Raw genomic sequence first — 21,710 nt, forward strand, 5'->3', positions numbered from 1 at the left:
ATCCGGCGGCTAGACCCGGCGCTGGGACCCCGTGGTGCGGTAGACGTCGAACACGCCGTCGATCTTCCGGACGGCGCTGAGGATGTGGCTGAGGTATTTCGGATCGCCCATCTCGAACACGAACTTCGACATGGCCACCCGGTCACTGGAGGTATTCACGCTCGCAGAGAGGATATTCACGTGGTTCTCGGACAGCACCCGCGTGACGTCCGAGAGCAGGCTCTTGCGGTCCAGCGCCTCGACTTGGATTTCGACCAGGAAAACACTGGACTGGGTCGGAGCCCATTCCACCGGCACAATGCGGTCCGGCACGGCCCGCAGTTCCTGGACGTTGCGGCAGTCGCTGCGGTGCACCGAGACGCCGGAGCCCCGGGTCACGAACCCGATGATCGGATCCGGCGGCACCGGGGTACAGCAGCGGGCCAGCTTGATCCACACATCGCCGGCACCGCGCACCGTAACGCCGGAGTCGGTGAACTTGGGACGCCGGGCGGCCGTGGACACCGGCGTTTCGGCCAGGTCCTCTTCGGCGCCCTGGTGCCCGCCCATCAGGTTGACCAGATGCTCAATGACATTCTGGGCCGAGGTGTGCCCGTCGCCGACGGCTGCGTAAAGCGCGGAAATGTCCTGATGGTGCAGTTCCTCCGCCACAGCCACCAGCGCGTCATGGGTCATCAGGCGCTGCAGCGGCAGGTTCTGCTTGCGCATACCGCGGGTGAGCAGGTCCTTGCCCTTTTCGATCGCCTCTTCACGGCGTTCCTTGGTGAACCACTGGCGGATCTTGTTGCGTGCCCGCGGGCTCTTGACGAAGCCCTGCCAGTCCTGGCTGGGACCGGCACCTTCAGCCTTGGACGTGAAGATCTCCACCCAGTCGCCGTGCTGGAGTTCGCTGTTCAGCGGAACCAGCTTCCCGTTGACCCGTGCGCCAATGGTCCGGTGACCCACCTCGGTGTGCACCGCGTACGCAAAGTCCACCGGCGTCGACCCGGCAGGCAGGGCCATAACCTCGCCCTTGGGGGTAAAAACAAACACTTCACGGGCATTGATTTCGAACCGCAGGGAGTCCAGGAACTCGTCCGGATCCGAAGTTTCCTGCTGCCAGTCCACCAGGCTGCGCAGCCAGCCCATGTCATCAGCGGTTTCGGGCGCCTTGTTCCCGTCCTTGTACTTCCAGTGCGCGGCCACACCGTACTCGGCACGGCGGTGCATGTCATGCGTACGGATCTGGATTTCCACCGGCTTGCCGCCGGGCCCGATCACCGTGGTGTGCAGCGACTGGTACATGTTGAACTTCGGCATCGCGATGTAATCCTTGAACCGCCCGGGCAGCGGATTCCATCGCGCGTGCAGGGCACCCAGGGTCGCATAGCAGTCACGCACCGAGTCCACCAGGACGCGCACGCCCATCAGGTCATGGATATCGTCGAAGTCTTTGCCCCGCACAATCATCTTTTGGTAGATGGAGTAATAGTGCTTGGGCCGGCCCGTAATGGTGGCCTTGATCTTCACCGCGTGCAGGTCATCGGCAATCTGGGACCGCACGGTGCTTAGGTACTTCTCCCGCTCGGGGGTCCGGTCGCCGACCATTCGCACAATTTCGTCATACACCTTGGGGTGCAGCGCTGCGAAGGAGAGATCCTCCAGCTCCCATTTGATGGTGTTCATACCCAGGCGGTGTGCCAGCGGGGCGAAGATTTCGAGGGTTTCGCGGGCCTTTTTGGCGGAGGACTCCGGGGAAACGAAACGCCAGGTCCGGGCGTTGTGCAGTCTGTCGGCGAGCTTAATAACCAGGACGCGGATGTCCTTGGCCATGGCGACCACCATTTTGCGGACGGTCTCGGACTGCGCGGCGTCGCCGAAGGTGACCTTGTCCAGCTTGGTCACGCCGTCCACCAGCATGGCCACTTCGGGGCCGAACTCGCGGCGGAGCTCTTCCAGCGTGTAGCTGGTGTCCTCCACGGTGTCATGCAGCAGGGCGGCGGCCAGTGTTGTACCCGTCATCCCCAGTTCAGCGAGGATGGTGGCTACGGCAACGGGGTGGGTGATGTAGGGATCGCCGCTCTTGCGTTTCTGGCCCTCGTGGCTGCGCTCGGCCACCACGTACGCCCGCTGGATCAGGTCCAGGTCTTCCCTCGGGTTATTGACCCGGACAGTGCGCAGCAGCGGCTCCAGCATCGGCGAGTAGCCGGGGTTGCCGCGGCCGGCCAGGCGGGCAAGGCGCGCCCGGGTGGAGTGGCGCCGGCCTGCTGCCGGCCTGGGAGCAGGCTCCACCGCCGCAGCCTCAGTACCTGCGGCGCTCTCCGTGCCACTGGCAATCCCGGTGGTACGGCCGTTTCCTGCCTCATTGGCAGGCGTTGCACTGTTGGCCACTGCCGACCTTTCTTCCATGCTTTAAAAGCTGGTGCTCAACGTTCACGTGACGGCTGCACAAAAATGCCCTGTCCACCAGTCTAAGCCTGCCTGTGCCGCACTTAAACCGCAGGTTCCGTACTCCTTGGGCGGAGTACGGAACCTGGCAGGTGGATTGATGCTCCCGGGCTAGGCGTTGACCGTCTCGGTCTTTGCTTCCAGGGCCCGGCGTTCGGCTACCCGCTTGGCCTGCTTGCGGATATCCGGCTCGTTCCGGCGCAGCCATGCATACATGGGCGCCGCAACGTAGATGGTGGCAATGGTGCCCAGGATGATCCCGACAAACAGTGCCAGGGACAGGTCCTTCAGGGTGCCGGCGCCCAGCAGCAGGGCACCGATGAACAGGATGGATGCCACCGGTAGTACCGCCACCACGGAGGTGTTGATGGACCGGACCAGGGTCTGGTTGACGGCCAGGTTCACCTCCTCGGCGAAGGTGCGCTTGGTTCGCTTGTCCAGGTCCTTGGTGTTTTCCCGGACCTTGTCGAAGACCACCACCGTGTCATAGAGCGAGTAGCTCAGCACCGTCAGGAAACCGATAATGGCGGACGGCGTGACTTCAAAGCCGATCAGCGCGTACACCCCGGCGGTCACCACCATCACCACCAGCAGTCCGGTAACGGCAGCCAGGGACATTTTCCAGGTCCGGAAATACAGCGCCATCAGCACCGCGGCCAGGGCCACGAAAACAATCAGGCCCACCAGTGCCTGCCGGCTCACATCACTGCCCCAGGTGGGGCCGATGAAGGTCGAGGTCACCTCGTCCTGGCTGACATCGTAGGTGTCCGCCAGCGATTCCTTGACCTGGATGGTCTGGTCATCGCTGAGCTTTTCGGTCTGGATCCGCATGGTGCCCGGGGCGATGTTCGTGACCTTGGGGTCGGAGCTCCCGGCCACTTCGGCGACGGCTTCCTCACCGCGGCTGACGTCCGTATTGCTGACGTTGGAGACGGTGAACTCGGAACCGCCGCGGAATTCGATACCGAGGTTGAATCCACCCTTGGCTACCGGGATCAGGATGGAAAGCAGTACCGCGGCAGCCGCGATCAGGAACCACAGCTTCGCTTTGCCAACGAAGTTGTAGGAACGCTTTCCGGTGTACAGATCATTGCCGAATGCGGCGAAACTGGGGAGCTTGCTCATTACTCGCCGTCCTTTTCGGAGCTGCGGCCGCTGCCGGCCATGGAGTTCTGCTTCTCGGCAAGCCGCCGCTCTGCGATGGTCAGGCGCCGTTCAGCTTCCTTCGCGGCGGCCTTGTTCTTGCCGCGCAGTGCCGGAGAATCTCCTGGCTCACGCAGGCGTCCGGCACCCCGGTACAGCGGCACCGCGCCGAGTTTGGTGGTATCCAGGCCGGAGAACCGGTGCCCTTCGCCGAAGAACCTGGTCCGGGCCAGCAGCACCATGGTCGGGTGGGTAAACATAAACACCACAATGAGGTCGGCAATAGCCGTCAGCCCCAGGGTGAACGCGAACCCGCGGACATTGCCAACGGCCACGAAGTAGAGCACGACGGCGGCAAGAATGTTTACTGCCTTGGACGCCAGCACGGTGCGCTTGGCGCGCTTCCAGCCGTTGTCCACTGCCGAGACCAGGCTGCGTCCGTCACGGAGCTCATCACGGATGCGTTCAAAGTAGACGATGAACGAGTCAGCGGTCTGGCCGATGGCGACAATCAGACCGGCCACCCCGGCCAGCGAGAGCCGGTAGTTCTGGCTCCAGCCCAGGATGGCGATGGCCAGGTAGGTCAGCACACCGGCGACCACCAGCGAGGCGATGGTCACCAGCCCGAGGGCCCGGTACTGGAACAGGGAGTAGACGGCCACCAGAATCAGGCCGATCAGGCCGGCAATGATGCCCATCCGCAGCTGGTCGGCACCGAGGGTGGCGGAGACCTGCTGTTCGCTCTGGATTTCGAAGCTGATGGGCAGTGCGCCGTACTTCAGCTGCTCGGACAGCGCCTCGGCGCTTTCCTGCGTGAAGTTGCCGGTGATCTGCGGCTTGCCGTCGGTGATGACGGCGTTGACCGTGGGGGCCGAGATGATCTGCCCGTCCAGGACAATCGCGAACTGGTTCCGCGGATCGCCCTGCGGGAACGCGAACAGCCGCTCGGTGACCTGGCGGAAGGTGTCCGTACCTTCACGGTTGAACTCGATGTTGACGGCCCACTGGTTGGTGGAGATGCCGTTGTTTCCCTGCGCCATACCGAAGCTGGCCGTGGAAATCTCGGCACCGGGAACTTCCACCGGGCCGAGGATGTACTTGCCGGCGGTGCCGGGCTCGCAGGCGACCATGGGCTGGTCGGCAGCGGCCTGTTCAGCATTGGCCAGGGTGTCCGGGTTCAGGCAGTCCGTGGTTTCGAACTCGGTCTGCAGTTCCGGGGAGATCCAGTTCGGATCGGATCCGTCCGTGGGCTCCGCCGTGGGCGTGGGCAACTGCTCCGCCGGTGTCGGATCGGTGACTGCCGCACCCTGCCCGCCGCCGCCGGCCAGGACCGGGCGGAACTCCATCTGCGCCGAGGCCTGGATCAGCTCACGTGTCTCTGCATCGGGAACACCCGGCAGGGAGACCACCACGTTGCGGTTGGACTGCGTGCTGATCTCGGCTTCGGAGACACCGCTGCCGTCCACACGCTGGCGGATGATCTCCACCGCCTGCTCCAGCTGTTCGGCGTTGATATCGGAGCTGGCTCCCTGAACCTTGGGAGCAAGGATCATCTGGGTGCCGCCCTCGAGGTCGAGGGCAAGTTTTGGGGTCCAGCTGGCGTTGCTCCACATGGAGCCGCCACCAAGCAGGAGGGCCAGGGCAGCAAAAATGACGCCCAGCCAAATGAGCGTCTTTTTCGCGGCCGAGCCGGGGCCGGTACGGGGCATAGGGAATTTTCCTTTGGGGCGAAGATCACCGGCGCCGAGCGGGCTCCGGTGAGGCAAGCAGGGCGGCAATGCCCTGCTTAGCTCGTGGAGAGTCTAGTTCTCTTTTGTATCGTCGCGGCTCAGGCGCTTGAGTGTTTCTTCAGGCGTCTCATTCCGGGCGGAGGCATCCTGATTGGCGTCGGCATCCCGTGCCGCACCCTTGCCCAGGGTCAGGGAGGACGCATCGTCGGGAACCTGCGGGGTTTCCTCGGCCTCTGCCTCTTCAGCGGGCTGCTGCACAACTACCTTGGTCAGCGCCTGCAGGTGCACGGTGGCGGTGTTGCCCGGGGAAAGTTCCAGGACTGCCTTGTTTTCCTCCTGGTCCACGGAAACGATCCGTCCGAAAAGCCCGAACTGGGTCATGACCTCGGTGCCCGGAACCATCTGGGAGCGCTGCTGGGCCACCGACTGCGTCGTCTTCTTCTGCTTGCGGAACATCATGATGACGAAGACCGCCAGAAGCAGGGGAATGAAGAGATCAGCGATATTCACGTGGGGAAATCCGTTTCTTTTGAGGAAGGTTGTGGCAGATCCGGGCATCCGGGCCGAGACCGTGCCTAGGGCCAGTCTAAGGGGAAAACGTGAAAGGCTCCTGTTAAGTTTCCGGGACCAGTCCGTCGCCGGGCGAAGAGGACGTGTTTATCCCCGGTCCGGAGAACATGTTTGCCGGCATTGCCGCAGCGACGTGTTCAGGCATCTGCAGCCCCAGGTGCTCCCAGGCGGCACGGGTGGCAATCCGTCCGCGCGGGGTCCTGCCCAGCAGGCCTTCGCGGACCAGATACGGTTCGGCGACGGTTTCCACGGTCTCGGGTTCCTCGCCGACGGCAATGGCCAGCGTGGACAGCCCCACCGGTCCCCCGTTGAACTTGGTGATCAGCGCCGTCAGCACAGCCCGGTCCAACCGGTCCAGGCCCAGCACATCCACTTCATACATATCCAGGGCGGCACCGGCCGAACGGGCGTCAATCTGTTCGACCCCGTGCACCAGGGCCCAGTCCCGGACGCGGCGCAGGAGCCGGTTCGCGATTCGGGGCGTACCGCGGGAGCGGCCGGCCACTTCGGCAAAGCCGGCCGAGTTGACCTTCATATCCATCAGCATGGCCGAGCGGCGCAGTACCAGTTCCAGCTCGTCGGTGGAGTAGAACTCCAGGTGACCGGTGAAACCGAAGCGGTCCCGCAGCGGGCCCGGCAGCAGGCCGGCCCGCGTGGTGGCACCGACCAGGGTGAACGGGGGAAGCTCCAGCGGGATGGCAGTGGCTCCTGCTCCCTTGCCCACCACAATGTCCACCCGGAAATCCTCCATGGCCATGTAGAGCATTTCCTCGGCCGGGCGGGACATCCGGTGGATTTCATCCAGGAACAGCACCTCCCCCTCGGTCAGGGAGGACAGAATCGCGGCGAGGTCGCCGGCATGCTGGATAGCGGGGCCGGAACTGATCCGCAGAGGTGCGTTCATTTCCGCGGCAATGATCATGGAGAGCGTGGTCTTGCCCAGGCCGGGAGGGCCGGAGAGCAGGACGTGGTCTGCGCTGCGGCCGCGCAGGCGGGATGCTTCCAGGACCAGGGAGAGCTGTTCGCGGACGCGTTTCTGCCCCACGAAATCATCAAGATTCTTGGGCCGAAGGGCCGCTTCAATGGCTTTGTCGTCCGGATCCGGGCCGGGGGCAACCAGGGAATCAGCGGTAGGCACGTCAGCCGGCCTTCCGGCGCGAAGCGGTCCGGGCGCCGTCGGTACCCAGCCGGCGCAGGGTCAGTTTCAGGATTTCCCCGACGTTCCCGGCGGCCGCGATGTCCGGGTATTCAGCGGCGGTGTCCTCGATGGCGGCGGTGGCATCCTTCTCGGACCAGCCCAGTCCGGTCATGGCGGCAAGGACCTGCTCCTGCCAGCGCGGGGCGGCCGGGTTCTCCACGGTGCCGTGGGGCACCAGCTTGTCCGCCAGTTCCAGGACAATCCGGCGGGCTCCCTTGGGCCCGATGCCGGAGACCTTGCTGAAGGCTTTGTCATCCCCGCTGGACGCCGCCACCCGGATGGCTTCGGGGGTATGCACGGCCAGGACGGCCAGCGCGATCCGCGGTCCGACGCCACTGACGCCCAGGAGGATTTCGAAGACCTCCCGCTGGTCCGCGTCGGTGAACCCGTAGAGCGTCATGGAGTCCTCACGGACAATCATGGCGGTGTGGATGAACGCTTCATTGCCCGTGCGCAGGGTTGCCAGGGTCTGCGGGGTGGCCTGGATCAGCATCCCGAGCCCGTGCACATCAATGACGGCGGAGGTGAGGCCGACGTGCGAAACGACCCCGCGGAGGGAACTGATCATGAAGGAACTCCAGAGGCTGTATAGAACATATCTACGAATACCCTACTTGCTGGCGCCCGCATTGCCGTGCTGATCAGTAGCTTCCGCGTTTTGCCCGGGCTTCCGCCTCGGCCCACAGCCGCTGGGCCGGGGTCTGTCCCGATGCCGGCGCGGCACCCCTGGAGGCCGAACCTGCCGTAGGTCCGGGGCCGGCGACGCCGCGGCGCCAGGCGTGGGTGATGGCCAGGGCCAGGGCGTCGGCGGCGTCGGCCGGTTTGGGCATTTCATCCAGCCGGAGGATCTTGGTGACCATCTTGCCCACCGCGTCCTTATTCGCCGAGCCGGACCCCGTGACCGCGGCCTTCACCTCGGTGGGGGTGTGCAGCGCCACGGGGATCCCGCGCCGTGCCGCGGCGGCAATAACGACGCCCGAGGCCTGGGCGGTGCCCATGACGGTGCTGACGTTGAGCTGGCTGAACACCCGTTCCACGGCGAGGACATCAGGCCGGTGGGTGTCCAGCCACAGTTCGATCGCTTCGGAAATCACCAGCAGGCGGGCGTCCAGCGCCGTTCCTGCCACTGTGCCGACAACTCCCACGGCCACAAGGGTGGCCCGGCGGTTCCCTTCGACCTCTACTACTCCGAGGCCGCAGCGGGTCAGGCCGGGGTCCACCCCCAGGACGCGTAAAGACACTGAGCGGGCTGCTTAGTCGTCTTCTTCAAGCTCGGCCATCACGGCGGCCGGGATGTCTGCGTTGGAGTACACGTTCTGGACGTCGTCGAGGTCTTCGAGCGCGTCAACCAGCTTCAGGAACTTCCGGGCTGCATCGGCATCCAGGGACACGTGCATGGACGGAACGAACTCCGCTTCATCCGTTTCGTAGTCGATGCCGGCTTCCTCCAGGGCACCCACGACGGCGCGCAGGTCCTGCGGCTCGGAAATGATCTCGAAGTTCTCCCCGGATTCCTTGACCTCATCGGCTCCGGCGTCCAGGACGGCCATCAGCAGATCATCCTCGGTCAGGCCGTTCTTGGGCAGGTTGACCACACCCTTGCGGGTGAACATGTAGGCCACGGATCCGGGATCGCCCATGTTGCCGCCGTTGCGGGTAACCGCCAGGCGCACCTCGGAGGCGGCACGGTTTTTGTTGTCCGTGAGGCACTCGATCAGCAGGGCCGAGCCCTGGGGTCCGTAGCCTTCGTACATGATGGTCTGGTAGTCGACGGCCTCGCCGAGCAGGCCGGCGCCGCGCTTGACGGCACGGTTGATGTTGTCGATCGGCACGGACGTCTTCTTGGCCTTGGACACGGCCAGTTCAAGGGCCGGGTTGCCCGCCATGTCGGCTCCGCCGGCACGTGCTGCAACTTCGATGTTCTTGATCAGCTTGGCGAAGGACTTGGCGCGCTTGGCATCAATTACGGCCTTCTTGTGCTTGGTGGTTGCCCATTTAGAGTGGCCCGACATGCTCTACGCTTCTCCTCTGATCATCTGGATAAATAGTTCATGGATGCGGAGCTCCCCCGTTATTTCCGGATGGAAAGAGGTTGCCAGCAGATTCCCTGAACGCACTGCCACAATTCTAGCGACCGAATCCGGTTCCGGCGCCGAAACCATGCCCGGATCCGCTGACCGGTTCATGGAAGGGAGCGGAACGGGACCAGGCTGCGCATCCCGGACCCGGGCCAGGACGCGCACCGAGTCGCCTGCCTTCTCCACTTCGGGTGCCCGGATAAACACTGCCTGGACCGGGGGCGGCTCTGCGCCGGGAGGCAGTGAAGGAAGGGAATCCAGGCCGTCGAACACAAGCTGTGTTTCAAAGGACTCGCGCTGGCGCCCGAAGGCGTTTCGGCGCACCAGGATATCCAGTCCCCCAAGGGTTTCCTGTGGACGCCCGTCACGATCAGTGGCCGGATCCACCAGATGGTCCGCCAGCAGAATCAGCCCGGCACAGGATCCGTATACCGGGAACCCTCCGGAGATGGCATCTTCGAGCGGGTCCGCCAGACCGTAGGCGCGCAGCAGCTTGCCTATGGTGGTGGATTCCCCGCCCGGCAGCACCAGCCCGGACAACCCCTCCAGGTCGCCGGGACGGCGGACGGGAACAGCGGCTGCCCCCGTCGCCGCGATGGCCGCCGCATGTTCACGCACGCCGCCCTGCAGTGCCAGGACCCCCACCAGCAGGCCTGTGCCGGGGGAACCTGTGAAGTTGGTCATTGCCTTATTCTAGGCAGCCCGGCGCACGCCCACGGTACCCCGGCCGGGCAACGGCCCGCAGCGTCCGGAGATATGGCCGTGCGCTATATTCAGTAACCATGAGTTCTTTCTCCATCCTGGTCGGAAAACTGGTCCGCAGTGCCTCCAAACTGCGCGGCGGCGGTTCCGCCCTGCCGGGCCTGGTGGTGGAGAAAATCGATCCCGACTTCATCCGCCGCACCCTCGCGGACCTGCCGCTCGGCGTCGCCGTCGTCTCCGGAACCAACGGCAAAACCACCACCACCAAAATGGTGGTGGAGCTGCTCGAAAGCCAGGGCCTGAAGGTCTTTACCAACCGCACCGGCAGCAACTTCACCCGCGGTGTGGCGGCCGCCCTGCTGGGAGAGGTGAACCTCCGCGGCCGGCTCGATGCCGATATTGCCGTCCTGGAACTGGATGAGGCACATGCGGTGCACTTCGTGAAGCTGATCCGGCCCCGCTACAGCCTGCTGCTGAACGTACTGCGGGACCAGCTGGACCGGTTCGGCGAAATCGATAAGACCACCCGGCTGCTGGAGCAGATTGCCCGCGCCACCACCGAGACCGTGGTGCTGAACCGCGAAGACCCCCGGGTGGCCGGCATTGCAGAGTCCCTGAACGGACAGCGCGCCGTGTACTTCGGACTGGACGCATCACTGCGCAGCACCTTCCCCAACGACGACGAGATGCGCGGCAGCCTGGCCGAGGCCCTCGCGGCCACCCAGGAGGCCGACGTCGTCCTGCAGCGCGTGGGCGAGGCCGACGCCGACTTCCTGGTGGACGGCCAGGTGCGGTCCTCGGGACTGAAGCTGCGCGGGGTCTACAACATCTTTAATGCCGCAGCCGCACTGGCCTTTGCACGGACCATCAAGGGCGCCGACCTGGATTCCGACGCCCTGTTCGAGGCACTGGCCAATGTTGAGCCGGCCTTCGGGCGCGGGGAATCCCTGACCGTCAACGGCCAGCCGCTGGAACTGGTGCTGGTGAAGAACCCCAGCGGCTTCCGCCTTGGCCTGAAGTCCTTCGCGGCGCACGGGTACTCGACCATGATCGCTATCAATGACAACTACGCCGACGGCCGGGACATGTCCTGGCTGTGGGACGTGGACTTCGAATCGCTGGCCGACGGCGGCGTCGACGTGGTGAGCGGCGTGCGGGCCTACGACATGGCGCTGCGCCTGAAGTATGACGACGTGCCCGTCCGCACCATCGAGCCGGACATTACCGATGGCCTGAAACGTTTTATCAAGGACTCCCCCGGGGTCCCCATGCGGATCTTCTGCACGTACACCGCCATGCTGGCCGTGCGTCGGGAGCTCTCCAAGATCACGAAGGTGGAGGTGGTCTCATGAGTGCGGACCGTACGATCAGGATCCTGCAGCTGTACCCGCGGGAAATGAACATTTACGGGGACTGGGGCAATGTCCTGGTGCTCAAGCAGCGGCTGAAGTGGTACGGCTACTCCCCAGTCGTCGAGGAATACAACGCCGGCGACGAGTTCCCGTCCGACGTCGACATCATTGTGGGCGGCGGCGGCCAGGACAGCGGACAGGTAGTGATCCAGCAGGACCTCCAGCAGCTTGCCCCCACCCTCCGTAAGCTGGCCGACGACGGCCTGCCGATGCTGGTGATCTGCGGGCTCTACCAGCTCTTCGGAAAGTTCTTCAAGACCCACGAAGGGACGCTGATTCCGGGGATCGGGATCCTGGATCTGGAAACCCACGGCGGGGATGTCCGGCTGATCGGCAACGTCCTCTCGGTCAGCAGCGAGTTCGGCGAGATCCATGGCTACGAGAACCACAGCGGCCAGACCTTCCTCGGTCCCGGCGTCGAGCCGTTGGCCGAAGTCCGCAAGGGCGAAGGCAACAACACCAAGGACAGCACCGAGGGCGCCCGGTATAAGAACGTGGTGGCCAGCTACCTGCACGGTTCACTGCTGCCGAAGAATCCGGCCATTGCGGATTTCCTGATCGAGCAGGCAGCGGTCCGGAAGTTCGGCAGCTTTGCGCCGGTGCCGCGGTCCGAAGAGGATCTTGCTGACCTGTCCAAGCTTTCCGACCTGGCCCGCCAGCACGCCGGGCAGCGTCCGCGCTAGCGTCCGGGGCGCCTTCGGGACTCCGTCCGGGCAGCGTCCGCGCTAGCGTCCGGGCAGCGACCGCGGTAGGGTCCGGGGCGCCTCGAGCCGGCGTCGCGGCTTTCCTAGTCCGTGCCGGTTCCCGGGCCCATGCGTCGGCTCCGCGAGGCGGCGACCGCGAAACAGAGTGCACCGGCAGTCAGGACCAGGACTGTGACGAGCCGGACGGACCCGAAGTTCTCGAACAACCCCGGTGTCAGGATCACGGCCAGCGCCCCCAGCAACGCTGCACCGATAATGAAGAAAGCCGGGCGGTACTCGCGGGTCGTGTTCATGCCCGCAGCCTATCCGCCCATGGTGGAGCCGGCGAATCTCCTGCCCCCGGTCCGGGCACGCACCGGGCGCTCGTGCTGGCGCACGTGCCCGCGGCCGCCCCTGCCGCCGCGTCAGTAGCCGCCCCTGCCGCCGCGTCAGTACCCGTCGGAAGTTCTGCGCTTCAGATACCTGCCGGCATAACCCGCCAGGAGCGCCGTCGTGATTCCGCTCAGAAGGCTGAGCCCGATACCGATGAAAAGGAGTGCGAGAGCCGATCCCCCGCCCGGACGCACCAGGGCGGCTGCGGCGGCGGTGAACATACCGGCTCCCATTCCGGCCGCCGAAGCCGGAGACCTTCGCGAATGTCCCGGGCGTACCGTGTCCTGCACCAGCAGTCCTATGGCTGCGCCAAGAAAGCTGACCAGTGCGGCGCCCGCACCAACAAGCGCGCCCGTGACCGCATAGACCACCGCCACTCCCGGCCACGACGTCCCGGAACTCCAGCCCGCAAACGAGGGGTGGGAACGTGCCTGGAATTCGGACGCTATGCTCACCGCTGCTCCCGCCAGGCCGCCTGATACGGTTCCGCACAGCAGCATCGCGAGACCGAGCAGGCCTAAGAGCTTCCCCACCCTCATATCTCCGCCTTCCCCCGGGTGCCAATACTAGCCGCGTACGCAGCCGGGACCCGATGCGTGCCGTTCCGAAAACTGTCAGACATTCCAGCACCCCACCGAGTCAGACCAAGGCAGCAGTCATGGCGGCGTGGGCCCGTTTGCCGGGATCCCGGCGCGTTTCCACCTCAAGCACCTCGAACCCCGCTTCGGCTAGTAACTGTCCCATCGCTTCGACGGACCAGTAGTAAGCCGTGCTCACGGCATGCGGAAAAGGTGTCCCGGGAGGTCCGTCGAAGAATCCGATGAGAATCCGTCCGCCCCGGACCAGGGCGCGCCCCATCTCCGCGAACACCAAAGAGAGCTCGTCAGGCGGGACATGAATGAGCGAATACCAGGCCAGCACGCCGTGCAATGAATCATCAGGTACGCCCATCTGGCGGAACGAGGCGACGCGAAAAGGCACACCGGGAAAGCGCAGGCGGGCACTCTGAATGAATTCGGGGACAAAATCGATCCCCTGGACCATCGTTCCGCCCCGGTGGAGGAAGTCGGTCCACTGGCCGGGCCCGCACCCGGCGTCCACTACCCGGCCCTCAATATCTGCTGCCCAATCGCCGATGCGCTGCCGATCCAGCTCGTGCGTATCCTCGATGGATCCCAGCAGGCTGGTGTATTCGGCCGCCCGCGCCCCATACGCCGATCGGGTGGATTCATCACTGCCCATGCCGTTGAGCCTAGCGGGCAGCTGACGGCGCGCCCCGGAACTCAGGAGAGCCGCTCCGAAACCGATACGACGACGTCGTCGCCGATGTCCTTCCCGATCTTCTTCCGCAGCTTGGCGCTGACCGAGAGCATGTGGCCTCCGGTGCCGGTAGGCATCAGGGCCGCGCGTACCGGTTCCCCGTCCACCGTTGCAGCGACCTTGACGGCTTTGCCCGTGCCGAACAGATTCTTCGAGTCCGGGATTTCGACGCAGGACCAGACATCACCCTTGATGTGCATGCCGATCGGAGCTGTGAAGTGCAGATCCATCGGTCCTGTCTCAGTGCTCATAAGCCCCCCTGCAGTTGGAACCGCCGCCTGTAAGCGCCGTGGCGGCGCCCCGGCGTCGGCCGACGTTTCTGATGTGCTAGCCCAACAGTGCTGCTGTCCATATCTTCTGATGGACATGAACATAGTCCGTGGCAGCCCGCCAGTGTTCCCCGTGGCCCTGAACGTACATGGATCCCCAGGGTTCACGGCCCGTGGCGTGCGAAGACTCCAGCAGGTGGTGCATGGCCGCAGCGCGCTGGTGCATTGCTTCCGGCAACTGCTCCCGAAGGCCCCGTTCCGCCCCGTAACCGTCAACGAACGCAACCAGATTTCCCGCCGCCCGCTCCGGTGCCAACGTCGTGTCTGAGAGCGTAAACGCCTGGGCAGCATAGGCGAGATCCCATAGTCGCGTGCTGGGTGCGGCAGCATCCCAGTCAATGAACACCCAGCGGTCACCGATAAGGAGGTTCCAAGGAGCCAGATCGTTATGACAGACCAGGTTGTTTCCCGGGGACGGGATTGCTCCGGCCCATTTCGCTTCAGGGGAGGGCACGAACGTTTCGCTCGCATCATGGATGGCACGGACTATTGCTCCAACCCGGCGAAGCTCCGCATGCGTGAGCGGAGGCGATTCGAGGGCAAGCCGTCCGGGTATGAATTCGGTGATTTGCCGGCCCTGCTCATCCCTGCCCAGGACCGCGGGGACGTCTACGCCGGCCTTCCGGACCGCGGTCATCAGTTCGAATACGTGTGGCGTCGATTCTGTCCACGGCTTTCGGACCGTATCCCCAATCCGCACAACGGCGGCCGCGACGTTGCCGCCTTCGAGTAGCTGCTCCCCATCCATCACCCGATGCTAGCCGTCACTCCTCCAGGGAATGCCCTGGACACACGGCGTTCAGCACCGTGCCTCCGGCAGAGCCATAGCCGTGCGCCGCACGTAATCCAGCCGTTCGTGGAATCCCTTCGGAAGCTGGGCCGGCAATTCGCTGACCGGGAACCAGCGGTTGGCCTCGCTTTCATCGCTCACAGTGGTTACGGCATCCGGGCTGATGACCGCAGCGAACCCCACGTCCCAATGTGCTGAACAGGTGAAACCGCCCTGCAACTCGTGCCGGTCGAGATCAATGATTGCTGGCGAGAGCAGGGCAAGAGCGCCAAGTCCGGATTCCTCGCGGGCCTCCCTTTGGGCGGCTTCGGCCACCGTTGCGTCTTCCGGCTCGATATGGCCGCCGAACTGCACCCAGAAGCGGCCCTTGCGGTGGAAACACAGGAGAACGTGCTCGAATCCGGGTGAAAAGACGAAGCAGGACCCGGTGACATGTTCCGGGCCGCCATCCTTGCGTAGCGCGGCGTCTCCCATTGCATTCAGGAAGCGCAGATACGCTTCTTTCTGCTTTGAATCGGGAAGGGTCCGCAGATGGGTAAGTAGATCTTCGAGGGGCATACTGTCATTTTGCCGCACACGGCAATGAGTCACTGAGCAGCAGAGTTTCGGCTCAACCGCTCCGAAGCGGATACAGGGACGTCGCCGATCACCCGATAGGTCATGCAGGGAGGGGCGGGGCCATGGAACGGTAGCTGTGCCCCGTTGGCGTAGTGATTTCCACAGTATGCCGTTCCGGAAAACGGCCGATCGGCGGACGGGCAGTGGACTCCATCACCGCCGCTGTCCAACCTGGGGATTCTTTCGCCTGATTGCAGGCTTCGCACAAACCCTGCAGATTAGCTGTATCCGTGCTTCCGCCGGACCTGTGCGCCCTGACGTGGTCGCGGTGGCGGATAGGTGCACTGCACCACGGTGTCCGGCAGAACTGATCCCGTGTTTCAATAAACCGGGCAAGGGATTCCGGAGCATAACGCGCCTTGGAATCCATTGCCACGAGGTCACCGGAACCGGGCGCGGTGTACAGCCGCCGGAGCCAAAGACCTGCCGGACCGGCAACTTCCGCGGCGACGTCCCGCGGGTGAGATGCCGTATTGTCCGGCAGTGACGGTGCGGCTCTGTCTCCCAGAGGCGCTGCGGAACTGCCTCCCAGAGGCGCTGCGGAACTGCCTCCCAGAGGCGCTGCGGAACTGCCTCCCGGCATGACTCCCGGATTGCTGTCTCCACTGGATGCCGCCAAGGCTGCGGCAGCCCGTGCCGATCCGGCAGGAACGATCCCGTATCCCTGCAGATGCGCAGGCTCGCCGGATCCGCTGAGCAGCGTGCGGTCGGTCATCACCAACTGGACTTCCAGCGGAACGCGGTCAGCCCTGGCCTGCCCGGTGATCCGTTCCACCATGGTGTCGGCCATGATCTGTCCGCGGCCCCTCGTATCACCACGCGCCCGCAGCGAATCTGCGGCACGGCTTAGCGCGGCGTAGACGGCGACGCCTTGGGCGACAGGCAGCAGGCCGGTCAGATACGTCATCGTGTCCGGTGCGGGCCGGCAGGAGACATACCGGTCCGCCGCTGCTTTGGCCGCCCGGCGCACCAAGGCCTGCTGGTCGATGCGGTAGGTGAGTTTACGGATCCGGGCAATCAGGCGCCTGTCGCCAAGTCCTTCCAGCAGGGCCGGGTCCCCGGCCACTTCCCGGTCCACGGTGCTGCGGTCTTCCACCGACAGGCAGGCGGTTTCGCGCACGATCAGGGTGGCCCGCCATTCACTGATGATCCCCTCGGACAATGCCCGCAGCGTGCAGGGCATTTCCTTCCCGAGGGCATTGGCGAAGCCCAGGATCCGCCCGCCCCGCGCCGGTGATTCCCGCCGGGCCAGCGCAAGCTGGGCGGCAACTCCCCTGCCCTGATGCTCCGGCGGAATCCCGGCCTGCGCATGCGCACCGCGCACGGAGGCGTCAAGCGCGACGGCGATCCGGGCCTGTGCGGCGCTGGCGGCCGCCTTAAGTTCTTCCAGGAGGCGAAGGCGATCCACCAGCCCTGCATCAGTCTCCTCGGCGACAGCCGTGAGGAAAGCGCGATTCGACAATCTGCCGATCCATGCCGAAACAGTGGCCGGAGACGCCTCAGCATCGGTCAGGGGCCTGGCATTTGGTGCTCGGAACGGGGCACGGGGTGGCTGAGGAACTTCCGCGGCGTGTGTCGATAATTCGAACATGTGTTCGAGTTTATGGTTTGATCACGACGCCTGGAACACGAAACTGTCCCCTGTTGGTAAGTCGTGGCCGCCGCGCGCCTGTGGAGGACGGGCCGCACCTTGGAGCGGCCACGCCACCCGGATCGCCCCTACTCCCCCGCCCGCGACACCCGGCTCCGCCAGCCCGGCACCCGACACCCGGCCCCGCCAGCCCGGCACCCGGCACCCTACACCCGCCGGCGCCTACTGCGGATCCTGCGTCACCAGCCATTCTTGTGCCCCGGCCCCGGCAGCACCCATGGACTCGACCACCGGAATGGTCCGCGCCCGCACTGCTTCCCGCTGCGCCGACGACGCACACTCGCCCTGCGGCAGATCGGCGGCCACGGAACACCAGCGGTACGGGTCGCGCACAATGACCGACGGGGCCCAGGCCAGATCGCTCACGGTCCATGCGCCGTCGTCGTCGCGGGCAAACTGGGCCCGCACGATCAGGCCTTCGTTGTTCACGTCGTACCAGGGCGAAAGCTCCGTGACGGCATTGCCCAGCCCGTACACAATCCACGTGCCGTTGTAGTTCTCGATCGGCAGCACCGAATGCGTGTGGTGGCCGTAGATAAAGTCGAACTCCCCGCTGTCCGCCAGGGCATGCGCCGTTTCCACCTGCTGGGTGTTGGGCGCGGAGGCATATTCGTCTCCGGCGTGGATGGCACCCACAACGACGTCGGCGCCCTGGTCGCGTGCGGTACGCGCCTTGGCGATCATCATGCCGGCGTCGAGCATATCCACCTGCCAGGGATACTCGGCCTGAAGTCCGTTCAACCCATAGGTGGCCTCGATGACGGCCACGCTGCCGCCTTCCGTTGGAAGGATCATTGGTTTGCCCGCATCGGCCTCCGATGCGTAGGACCCGGTGTGCTCCATGCCCAGCGAATCAAGCACCCCCAGCGTCCGGTTCAGTCCCGCCGTGCCGGCATCCATTGTGTGGTTGCTCGCCGTAGTACAGGCCTGATACCCCGCAGAGGCGGCAGCGGTGAGGATCTGTGGCGGAACGTTGAACATGGGGTAGCCGGCGTAGGGCCCGTCCGGTTCCGCCACCGGGGTCTCCATATGGCACACCGCCAGATCGGACGCCGCAATATAGGCTTCCTGCCCGGCCAGCAGCGGTTCATAATCCAGCGGACCCTTGCCGGTGGCCGCAGCGTCCGCCGCTGCCTGGTCCCACAGCTGCGGGTGGACCAGCAGATCCCCGGCCAGCATCAGCGAAAAGCAGTTTGCCGTCGGGCACGCCGGTCCCTTGCCGGGAATGGACGGATCAGCGGTAGGCGAGGGTGGGGTCGGGGCAACCGACGACGACGGCGCCCTGCCGGATGGCTCTCCCGCACCGTCGGGCTCCGGCGCTCCCATGCAGCCGGCCAGCACCAGTGCCAGCAGGAGCGTTCCTGTCACCGTTGATCTGACCGAACGGCCCGGTACCCCCGTACCCAACCTACGTTTCATGTCTTCCCCCACGGAATCAGCCCCAGGCCTGCGACTGCCGGCGGCGGGGAATCGGACTGATCCTACGCCACGGTCACATTGGTTTGGGCCGGCCCGCTGTGCCAGTCTTGGGGCTTATGGACAACCCTTTCCTTTCCGCCAGCAGCCTCCCCTATCAGCTTCCCCCGTTTGAGCAGGTCTCCGAAGATGATTTCCTGCCTGCATTCGACGCCGGCATCCGGGAACACGCTGAACAGATCCGGGCCATAGCGGGCAACCCCCAGGCCCCTGATTTCGACAACACCATCGCAGCACTCGAGTCCTCCGGGCAGGCACTTGGACGCACCGCCGTCGTGTTCTTCACTCTGTGCGCCGCCCATGCCACCGACGGAGTGCAGCGCATCCAGCAGGAGATCAGCCCGAAGCTCGCCGCCCACGAGGACGCCATCTACCTCAACCGCGCCCTCTTCGAGCGCGTACAGGCGGTTGCCGGGCAGGAGACGGGCTTGAACGAGGAACAGGCACGCCTGGTCTCCGAGTACCGCCGCCGCTTCGTCCGCGCCGGGGCGGAGCTCGACGACGCCGGGCAGGCGCGTATGCGCGAACTGAACGCACGGCTGTCGGAGCTCTCCACGGACTTTTCCCAGCGGCTGCTCAGGGACACCAACGATTCGGCCCTGGTGGTGGAGTCCGCCGCCGAGCTGGACGGCCTGCCGGATGACGACATCGCCGCAGCAGCGGCGGCCGCCGACGCCGCAGGGCACCCGGGCAAGTACCTGCTGTCCCTGGTGCTTCCCACCCCGCAGCCGGCGCTTTCCGCACTAACCAACCGGGAAACCCGCCGCCGCCTGCACACCGCTTCACTCCAGCGCGGATTCCGGGACAACGGCAACAACACCCTGTCCATCGCCGCGGAAATGGCGGCTCTTCGGGCGGAGAAGGCAGCCCTGCTTGGGTTTGCGAACCACGCGGAGTACGCCACGGATGACCAGACCGCACCGTCCCTCGCCGCCATCCACGAGATGCTGGACAAGCTGGCGCCGGCCGCGGTGCGCAACGCGAAAGCCGAGGCGGAGGAGCTGCGCGAGGCTGCCCGCCGCGACGGGAACGAGCTGGAAGCCTGGGACTGGGCGTACTACTCCGGGCAGGTGCGGAAGGAGAAGTTCGACGTCGACCTCGCCGCCCTGCGCCCTTATTTCGAGCTCGAGCGTGTGCTGCAGGAGGGTGTTTTCTACGCCGCCAACCGTCTGTACGGGCTGAGCTTCACCGAGCGCACCGACCTGCCCGGCTACCACCCGGACGTGCGGGTTTGGGAAGTAAAGAATGCCGACGGCACCGGACTGGGCCTGTTCCTGGGTGACTACTACACGCGCGACACCAAAAACGGCGGCGCGTGGATGAATTCCCTGGTGCACCAGTCGCGCCTGCTGGATGAACCGCCAGTGGTCATCAACAACCTGAACATCCCGAAACCGTCGGCCGGGGAACCCACCCTGCTCACCTTCGACGAGGTGGTTACCGCATTCCACGAGTTCGGCCACGCACTGCACGGACTCTTCTCCGATGTCACCTATCCGCAGTTCTCCGGCACCGCCGTACCGCGGGACTTTGTGGAATACCCTTCCCAGGTCAACGAAATGTGGATGCTTTGGCCGGAGGTCGTCGCCAACTTCGCCCGGCACCACGTCACCGGCGAGCCGCTGCCGCAGGACGTCATCGACAAGGTTCTGGCTGCCGCCGTGTGGGGCGAGGGCTTCGCCACCACGGAGTACCTTGGTGCCACCCTCCTGGACCTGGCCTGGCATGAACTAACTCCCGGGGAGACGGTTGCGGACCCGGAAGCGTTCGAGGCCCGGGCCCTCGCGGACGCCGGGGTGGACCTGGAACTGGTTCCGCCGCGTTACCGCACCGGCTACTTCAAGCACATTTTCGCCGGCGGGTACGCAGCGGCGTACTACGCCTACATCTGGAGCGAAGTACTCGACGCCGACACGGTGGAGTGGTTCAAGGAGAACGGTGGCCTGACCCGGGAGAACGGGGACCGGTTCCGCACCGAACTGCTCTCGAAGGGCAACAGCATTGACCCGCTGCAGGCCTTCCGGAACTTCCGCGGCCGGGATGCAGACATCCAGCCGCTGCTTGAACGCCGCGGACTGGCCTAGTCCCCGGCAGGTCCGCAAAAACGTGCAGGCGGGAACCGCATCCGGTTCCCGCCTGCGCGTTTATGCACCCGGGTGACGCCGGACCGCTGCTACCAGCCGCGCTCCGCCAGGCGGTGCGGCTGTGGAAGCTCGTCCACGTTGATGCCCACCATGGCTTCGCCCAGTCCGCGCGAGGCTTTGGCTATTTCATCCGGATCGTCGTAGAAGGTAGTGGCCTTCACGATCGCGGCAGCCCGCTGTTCCGGGTTTCCGGATTTGAAGATGCCCGAGCCCACAAACACCCCGTCGGCGCCAAGCTGCATCATCATGGCCGCATCGGCGGGGGTGGCGATTCCACCGGCGGTGAAGAGCACCACGGGAAGTTTGCCCGCGGCGGCCACTTCCTTCACCAGCTCGTAGGGCGCTGCCAGTTCCTTGGCAGCCACATACAGTTCGTCCTCCGGCAGCGAGGAGAGCCGGGCGATCTCCGAGCGGATGACCCGCATGTGCATCGTGGCATTGGAAACGTCTCCGGTGCCGGCTTCGCCCTTCGAACGGATCATCGCGGCGCCCTCGTTGATGCGCCGGAGCGCCTCGCCCAGGTTGGTGGCACCGCAGACAAAGGGAACCGTGAACTTCCACTTGTCGATGTGGTTGGCATAGTCGGCCGGGGTCAGGACCTCGGACTCGTCAATGTAGTCGACGCCCAGGGACTGCAGCACCTGCGCTTCCACGAAATGCCCAATCCGGGCCTTGGCCATCACCGGGATACTGACGGCACTGATAATGCTGTCGATCATGTCCGGATCACTCATCCGGGATACCCCGCCCTGGGCACGGATATCGGCCGGAACCCGTTCCAGCGCCATCACGGCCACGGCACCGGCATCTTCGGCAATCCGGGCCTGTTCAGCGGTGACGACGTCCATAATGACGCCGCCCTTCAGCATTTCGGCCATCCCGCGTTTAACGCGGGTGCCGCCGGTGAGGACGGAGGACTGGGGCTGGCCGGCTTCGTTTGGCATCTGGTTCTCTTCACATAGAGGGCGTTCTGGGACTATGGGATAGATTACGCGGCACGCTTCGGGACCCCGTGTCCCGTGACTTCCCGTGACAGGCAGCCGGGC

General features: G+C 65.1%; 21 protein-coding genes. 3 read left to right on the forward strand and 18 right to left on the reverse strand.

The annotated features are described in order from the left end of the window. Positions 1-9 precede the first annotated feature (9 nt). The 9 genes from MUK71_RS09450 to pdxT form a co-directional block, all read right to left on the reverse strand. Positions 10-2,388 (reverse strand): RelA/SpoT family protein, encoded by a 2,379-nt coding sequence (locus MUK71_RS09450; RefSeq protein WP_269436284.1) that lies wholly within the window; start codon positions 2,386-2,388, stop codon positions 10-12. A gap of 150 nt (positions 2,389-2,538) precedes the next feature. After that, entirely contained in the window at positions 2,539-3,552 is a 1,014-nt protein-coding gene (gene secF, locus MUK71_RS09455; protein ID WP_227901732.1) for a protein translocase subunit SecF, read from the reverse strand. Then, complete coding sequence (secD, locus tag MUK71_RS09460; RefSeq protein ID WP_227901730.1) at positions 3,552-5,279, reverse strand: protein translocase subunit SecD; 1,728 nt, start codon at positions 5,277-5,279, stop codon at positions 3,552-3,554. The genes secF and secD overlap by 1 nt, the downstream gene beginning before the upstream one ends. A gap of 93 nt (positions 5,280-5,372) precedes the next feature. Further along, entirely contained in the window at positions 5,373-5,810 is a 438-nt protein-coding gene (locus MUK71_RS09465) for a preprotein translocase subunit YajC (RefSeq protein ID WP_341482008.1), read from the reverse strand. Positions 5,811-5,913: 103 nt separating this feature from the next. Further along, positions 5,914-7,008 carry a Holliday junction branch migration DNA helicase RuvB gene (gene ruvB, locus MUK71_RS09470; protein ID WP_227901727.1) on the reverse strand — a complete coding sequence of 365 codons (1,095 nt, stop codon included), beginning with the start codon at positions 7,006-7,008 and terminating at the stop codon, positions 5,914-5,916. Between the two features lies 1 nt (position 7,009). After that, positions 7,010-7,636, reverse strand: coding sequence for a Holliday junction branch migration protein RuvA (gene ruvA / locus MUK71_RS09475; RefSeq protein WP_227927735.1), 627 nt, complete (start codon positions 7,634-7,636; stop codon positions 7,010-7,012). Positions 7,637-7,709: 73 nt separating this feature from the next. After that, positions 7,710-8,309, reverse strand: coding sequence for a crossover junction endodeoxyribonuclease RuvC (gene ruvC / locus MUK71_RS09480; protein ID WP_227901725.1), 600 nt, complete (start codon positions 8,307-8,309; stop codon positions 7,710-7,712). A 12-nt stretch (positions 8,310-8,321) separates the two neighbouring features. Continuing rightward, the gene (locus MUK71_RS09485; protein ID WP_227927734.1) at positions 8,322-9,080 is read right to left on the reverse strand and encodes a YebC/PmpR family DNA-binding transcriptional regulator; all 759 of its coding nucleotides are present in this window, start codon (positions 9,078-9,080) and stop codon (positions 8,322-8,324) included. A gap of 3 nt (positions 9,081-9,083) precedes the next feature. Then, on the reverse strand, positions 9,084-9,830 hold the full coding sequence (gene pdxT / locus MUK71_RS09490) for a pyridoxal 5'-phosphate synthase glutaminase subunit PdxT (protein WP_227927733.1): 747 nt from the start codon (positions 9,828-9,830) through the stop codon (positions 9,084-9,086). Positions 9,831-9,928: 98 nt separating this feature from the next. On the opposite strand from pdxT, the gene MUK71_RS09495 reads away from it, so the two are divergent. Continuing rightward, positions 9,929-11,200 carry a Mur ligase family protein gene (locus MUK71_RS09495; protein WP_227927732.1) on the forward strand — a complete coding sequence of 424 codons (1,272 nt, stop codon included), beginning with the start codon at positions 9,929-9,931 and terminating at the stop codon, positions 11,198-11,200. After that, positions 11,197-11,943: a type 1 glutamine amidotransferase gene (locus tag MUK71_RS09500; protein ID WP_227927731.1), complete on the forward strand. Its 747-nt coding sequence runs from the start codon at positions 11,197-11,199 to the stop codon at positions 11,941-11,943. Before MUK71_RS09495 ends, MUK71_RS09500 begins: the two co-directional genes overlap by 4 nt. Positions 11,944-12,047: 104 nt before the next feature. Here MUK71_RS09500 and MUK71_RS09505 read toward each other — a convergent pair whose 3' ends face one another. The 8 genes from MUK71_RS09505 to MUK71_RS09540 form a co-directional block, all read right to left on the reverse strand. Then, complete coding sequence (locus MUK71_RS09505) at positions 12,048-12,257, reverse strand: hypothetical protein (protein ID WP_227927730.1); 210 nt, start codon at positions 12,255-12,257, stop codon at positions 12,048-12,050. Between the two features lie 135 nt (positions 12,258-12,392). Next, a complete protein-coding gene (locus MUK71_RS09510) occupies positions 12,393-12,791 on the reverse strand; it encodes a hypothetical protein (RefSeq protein WP_227927729.1) in 399 nt (132 codons plus the stop codon). A gap of 184 nt (positions 12,792-12,975) precedes the next feature. Beyond that, positions 12,976-13,578 (reverse strand): class I SAM-dependent methyltransferase, encoded by a 603-nt coding sequence (locus MUK71_RS09515; RefSeq protein WP_227927728.1) that lies wholly within the window; start codon positions 13,576-13,578, stop codon positions 12,976-12,978. A gap of 41 nt (positions 13,579-13,619) precedes the next feature. Next, entirely contained in the window at positions 13,620-13,907 is a 288-nt protein-coding gene (locus tag MUK71_RS09520; protein ID WP_227927727.1) for a DUF1905 domain-containing protein, read from the reverse strand. 76 nt (positions 13,908-13,983) lie between these two features. After that, positions 13,984-14,733: a phosphotransferase gene (locus tag MUK71_RS09525; RefSeq protein WP_227927726.1), complete on the reverse strand. Its 750-nt coding sequence runs from the start codon at positions 14,731-14,733 to the stop codon at positions 13,984-13,986. 51 nt (positions 14,734-14,784) lie between these two features. Continuing rightward, positions 14,785-15,333 (reverse strand): NUDIX hydrolase, encoded by a 549-nt coding sequence (locus MUK71_RS09530; protein WP_227927725.1) that lies wholly within the window; start codon positions 15,331-15,333, stop codon positions 14,785-14,787. Positions 15,334-15,433: 100 nt separating this feature from the next. Then, entirely contained in the window at positions 15,434-16,855 is a 1,422-nt protein-coding gene (locus tag MUK71_RS09535; RefSeq protein WP_227927724.1) for an HNH endonuclease, read from the reverse strand. Between the two features lie 351 nt (positions 16,856-17,206). Then, positions 17,207-18,412, reverse strand: coding sequence for a CapA family protein (locus tag MUK71_RS09540; RefSeq protein WP_227927723.1), 1,206 nt, complete (start codon positions 18,410-18,412; stop codon positions 17,207-17,209). A 167-nt stretch (positions 18,413-18,579) separates the two neighbouring features. Here MUK71_RS09540 and MUK71_RS09545 point away from each other — a divergent pair, with 167 nt between their 5' ends. Beyond that, a complete protein-coding gene (locus MUK71_RS09545; protein WP_227927722.1) occupies positions 18,580-20,604 on the forward strand; it encodes a M3 family metallopeptidase in 2,025 nt (674 codons plus the stop codon). Between the two features lie 89 nt (positions 20,605-20,693). Here MUK71_RS09545 and pdxS read toward each other — a convergent pair whose 3' ends face one another. Continuing rightward, entirely contained in the window at positions 20,694-21,608 is a 915-nt protein-coding gene (gene pdxS / locus MUK71_RS09550; protein WP_227901702.1) for a pyridoxal 5'-phosphate synthase lyase subunit PdxS, read from the reverse strand. Positions 21,609-21,710 lie beyond the last annotated feature (102 nt).

This window comes from Arthrobacter zhangbolii, from assembly GCF_022869865.1.
In the GTDB taxonomy this organism is placed as follows: domain Bacteria; phylum Actinomycetota; class Actinomycetes; order Actinomycetales; family Micrococcaceae; genus Arthrobacter_B; species Arthrobacter_B zhangbolii.

What these genes read in the sequence shown, in the direction of transcription:
- MUK71_RS09450 (WP_269436284.1), bottom strand. Translation starts at nt 2,388, where the DNA reads ATGGAAGAAAGGTCGGCAGTGGCCAACAGTGCAACGCCTGCCAATGAG.
- secF (WP_227901732.1), bottom strand. Translation starts at nt 3,552, where the DNA reads ATGAGCAAGCTCCCCAGTTTCGCCGCATTCGGCAATGATCTGTACACC.
- secD (WP_227901730.1), bottom strand. Translation starts at nt 5,279, where the DNA reads ATGCCCCGTACCGGCCCCGGCTCGGCCGCGAAAAAGACGCTCATTTGG.
- ruvA (WP_227927735.1), bottom strand. Translation starts at nt 7,636, where the DNA reads ATGATCAGTTCCCTCCGCGGGGTCGTTTCGCACGTCGGCCTCACCTCC.
- MUK71_RS09485 (WP_227927734.1), bottom strand. Translation starts at nt 9,080, where the DNA reads ATGTCGGGCCACTCTAAATGGGCAACCACCAAGCACAAGAAGGCCGTA.
- pdxT (WP_227927733.1), bottom strand. Translation starts at nt 9,830, where the DNA reads ATGACCAACTTCACAGGTTCCCCCGGCACAGGCCTGCTGGTGGGGGTC.
- MUK71_RS09495 (WP_227927732.1), top strand. Translation starts at nt 9,929, where the DNA reads ATGAGTTCTTTCTCCATCCTGGTCGGAAAACTGGTCCGCAGTGCCTCC.
- MUK71_RS09500 (WP_227927731.1), top strand. Translation starts at nt 11,197, where the DNA reads ATGAGTGCGGACCGTACGATCAGGATCCTGCAGCTGTACCCGCGGGAA.
- MUK71_RS09505 (WP_227927730.1), bottom strand. Translation starts at nt 12,257, where the DNA reads ATGAACACGACCCGCGAGTACCGCCCGGCTTTCTTCATTATCGGTGCA.
- MUK71_RS09515 (WP_227927728.1), bottom strand. Translation starts at nt 13,578, where the DNA reads ATGGGCAGTGATGAATCCACCCGATCGGCGTATGGGGCGCGGGCGGCC.
- MUK71_RS09520 (WP_227927727.1), bottom strand. Translation starts at nt 13,907, where the DNA reads ATGAGCACTGAGACAGGACCGATGGATCTGCACTTCACAGCTCCGATC.
- MUK71_RS09525 (WP_227927726.1), bottom strand. Translation starts at nt 14,733, where the DNA reads ATGGATGGGGAGCAGCTACTCGAAGGCGGCAACGTCGCGGCCGCCGTT.
- MUK71_RS09530 (WP_227927725.1), bottom strand. Translation starts at nt 15,333, where the DNA reads ATGCCCCTCGAAGATCTACTTACCCATCTGCGGACCCTTCCCGATTCA.
- MUK71_RS09545 (WP_227927722.1), top strand. Translation starts at nt 18,580, where the DNA reads ATGGACAACCCTTTCCTTTCCGCCAGCAGCCTCCCCTATCAGCTTCCC.
- pdxS (WP_227901702.1), bottom strand. Translation starts at nt 21,608, where the DNA reads ATGCCAAACGAAGCCGGCCAGCCCCAGTCCTCCGTCCTCACCGGCGGC.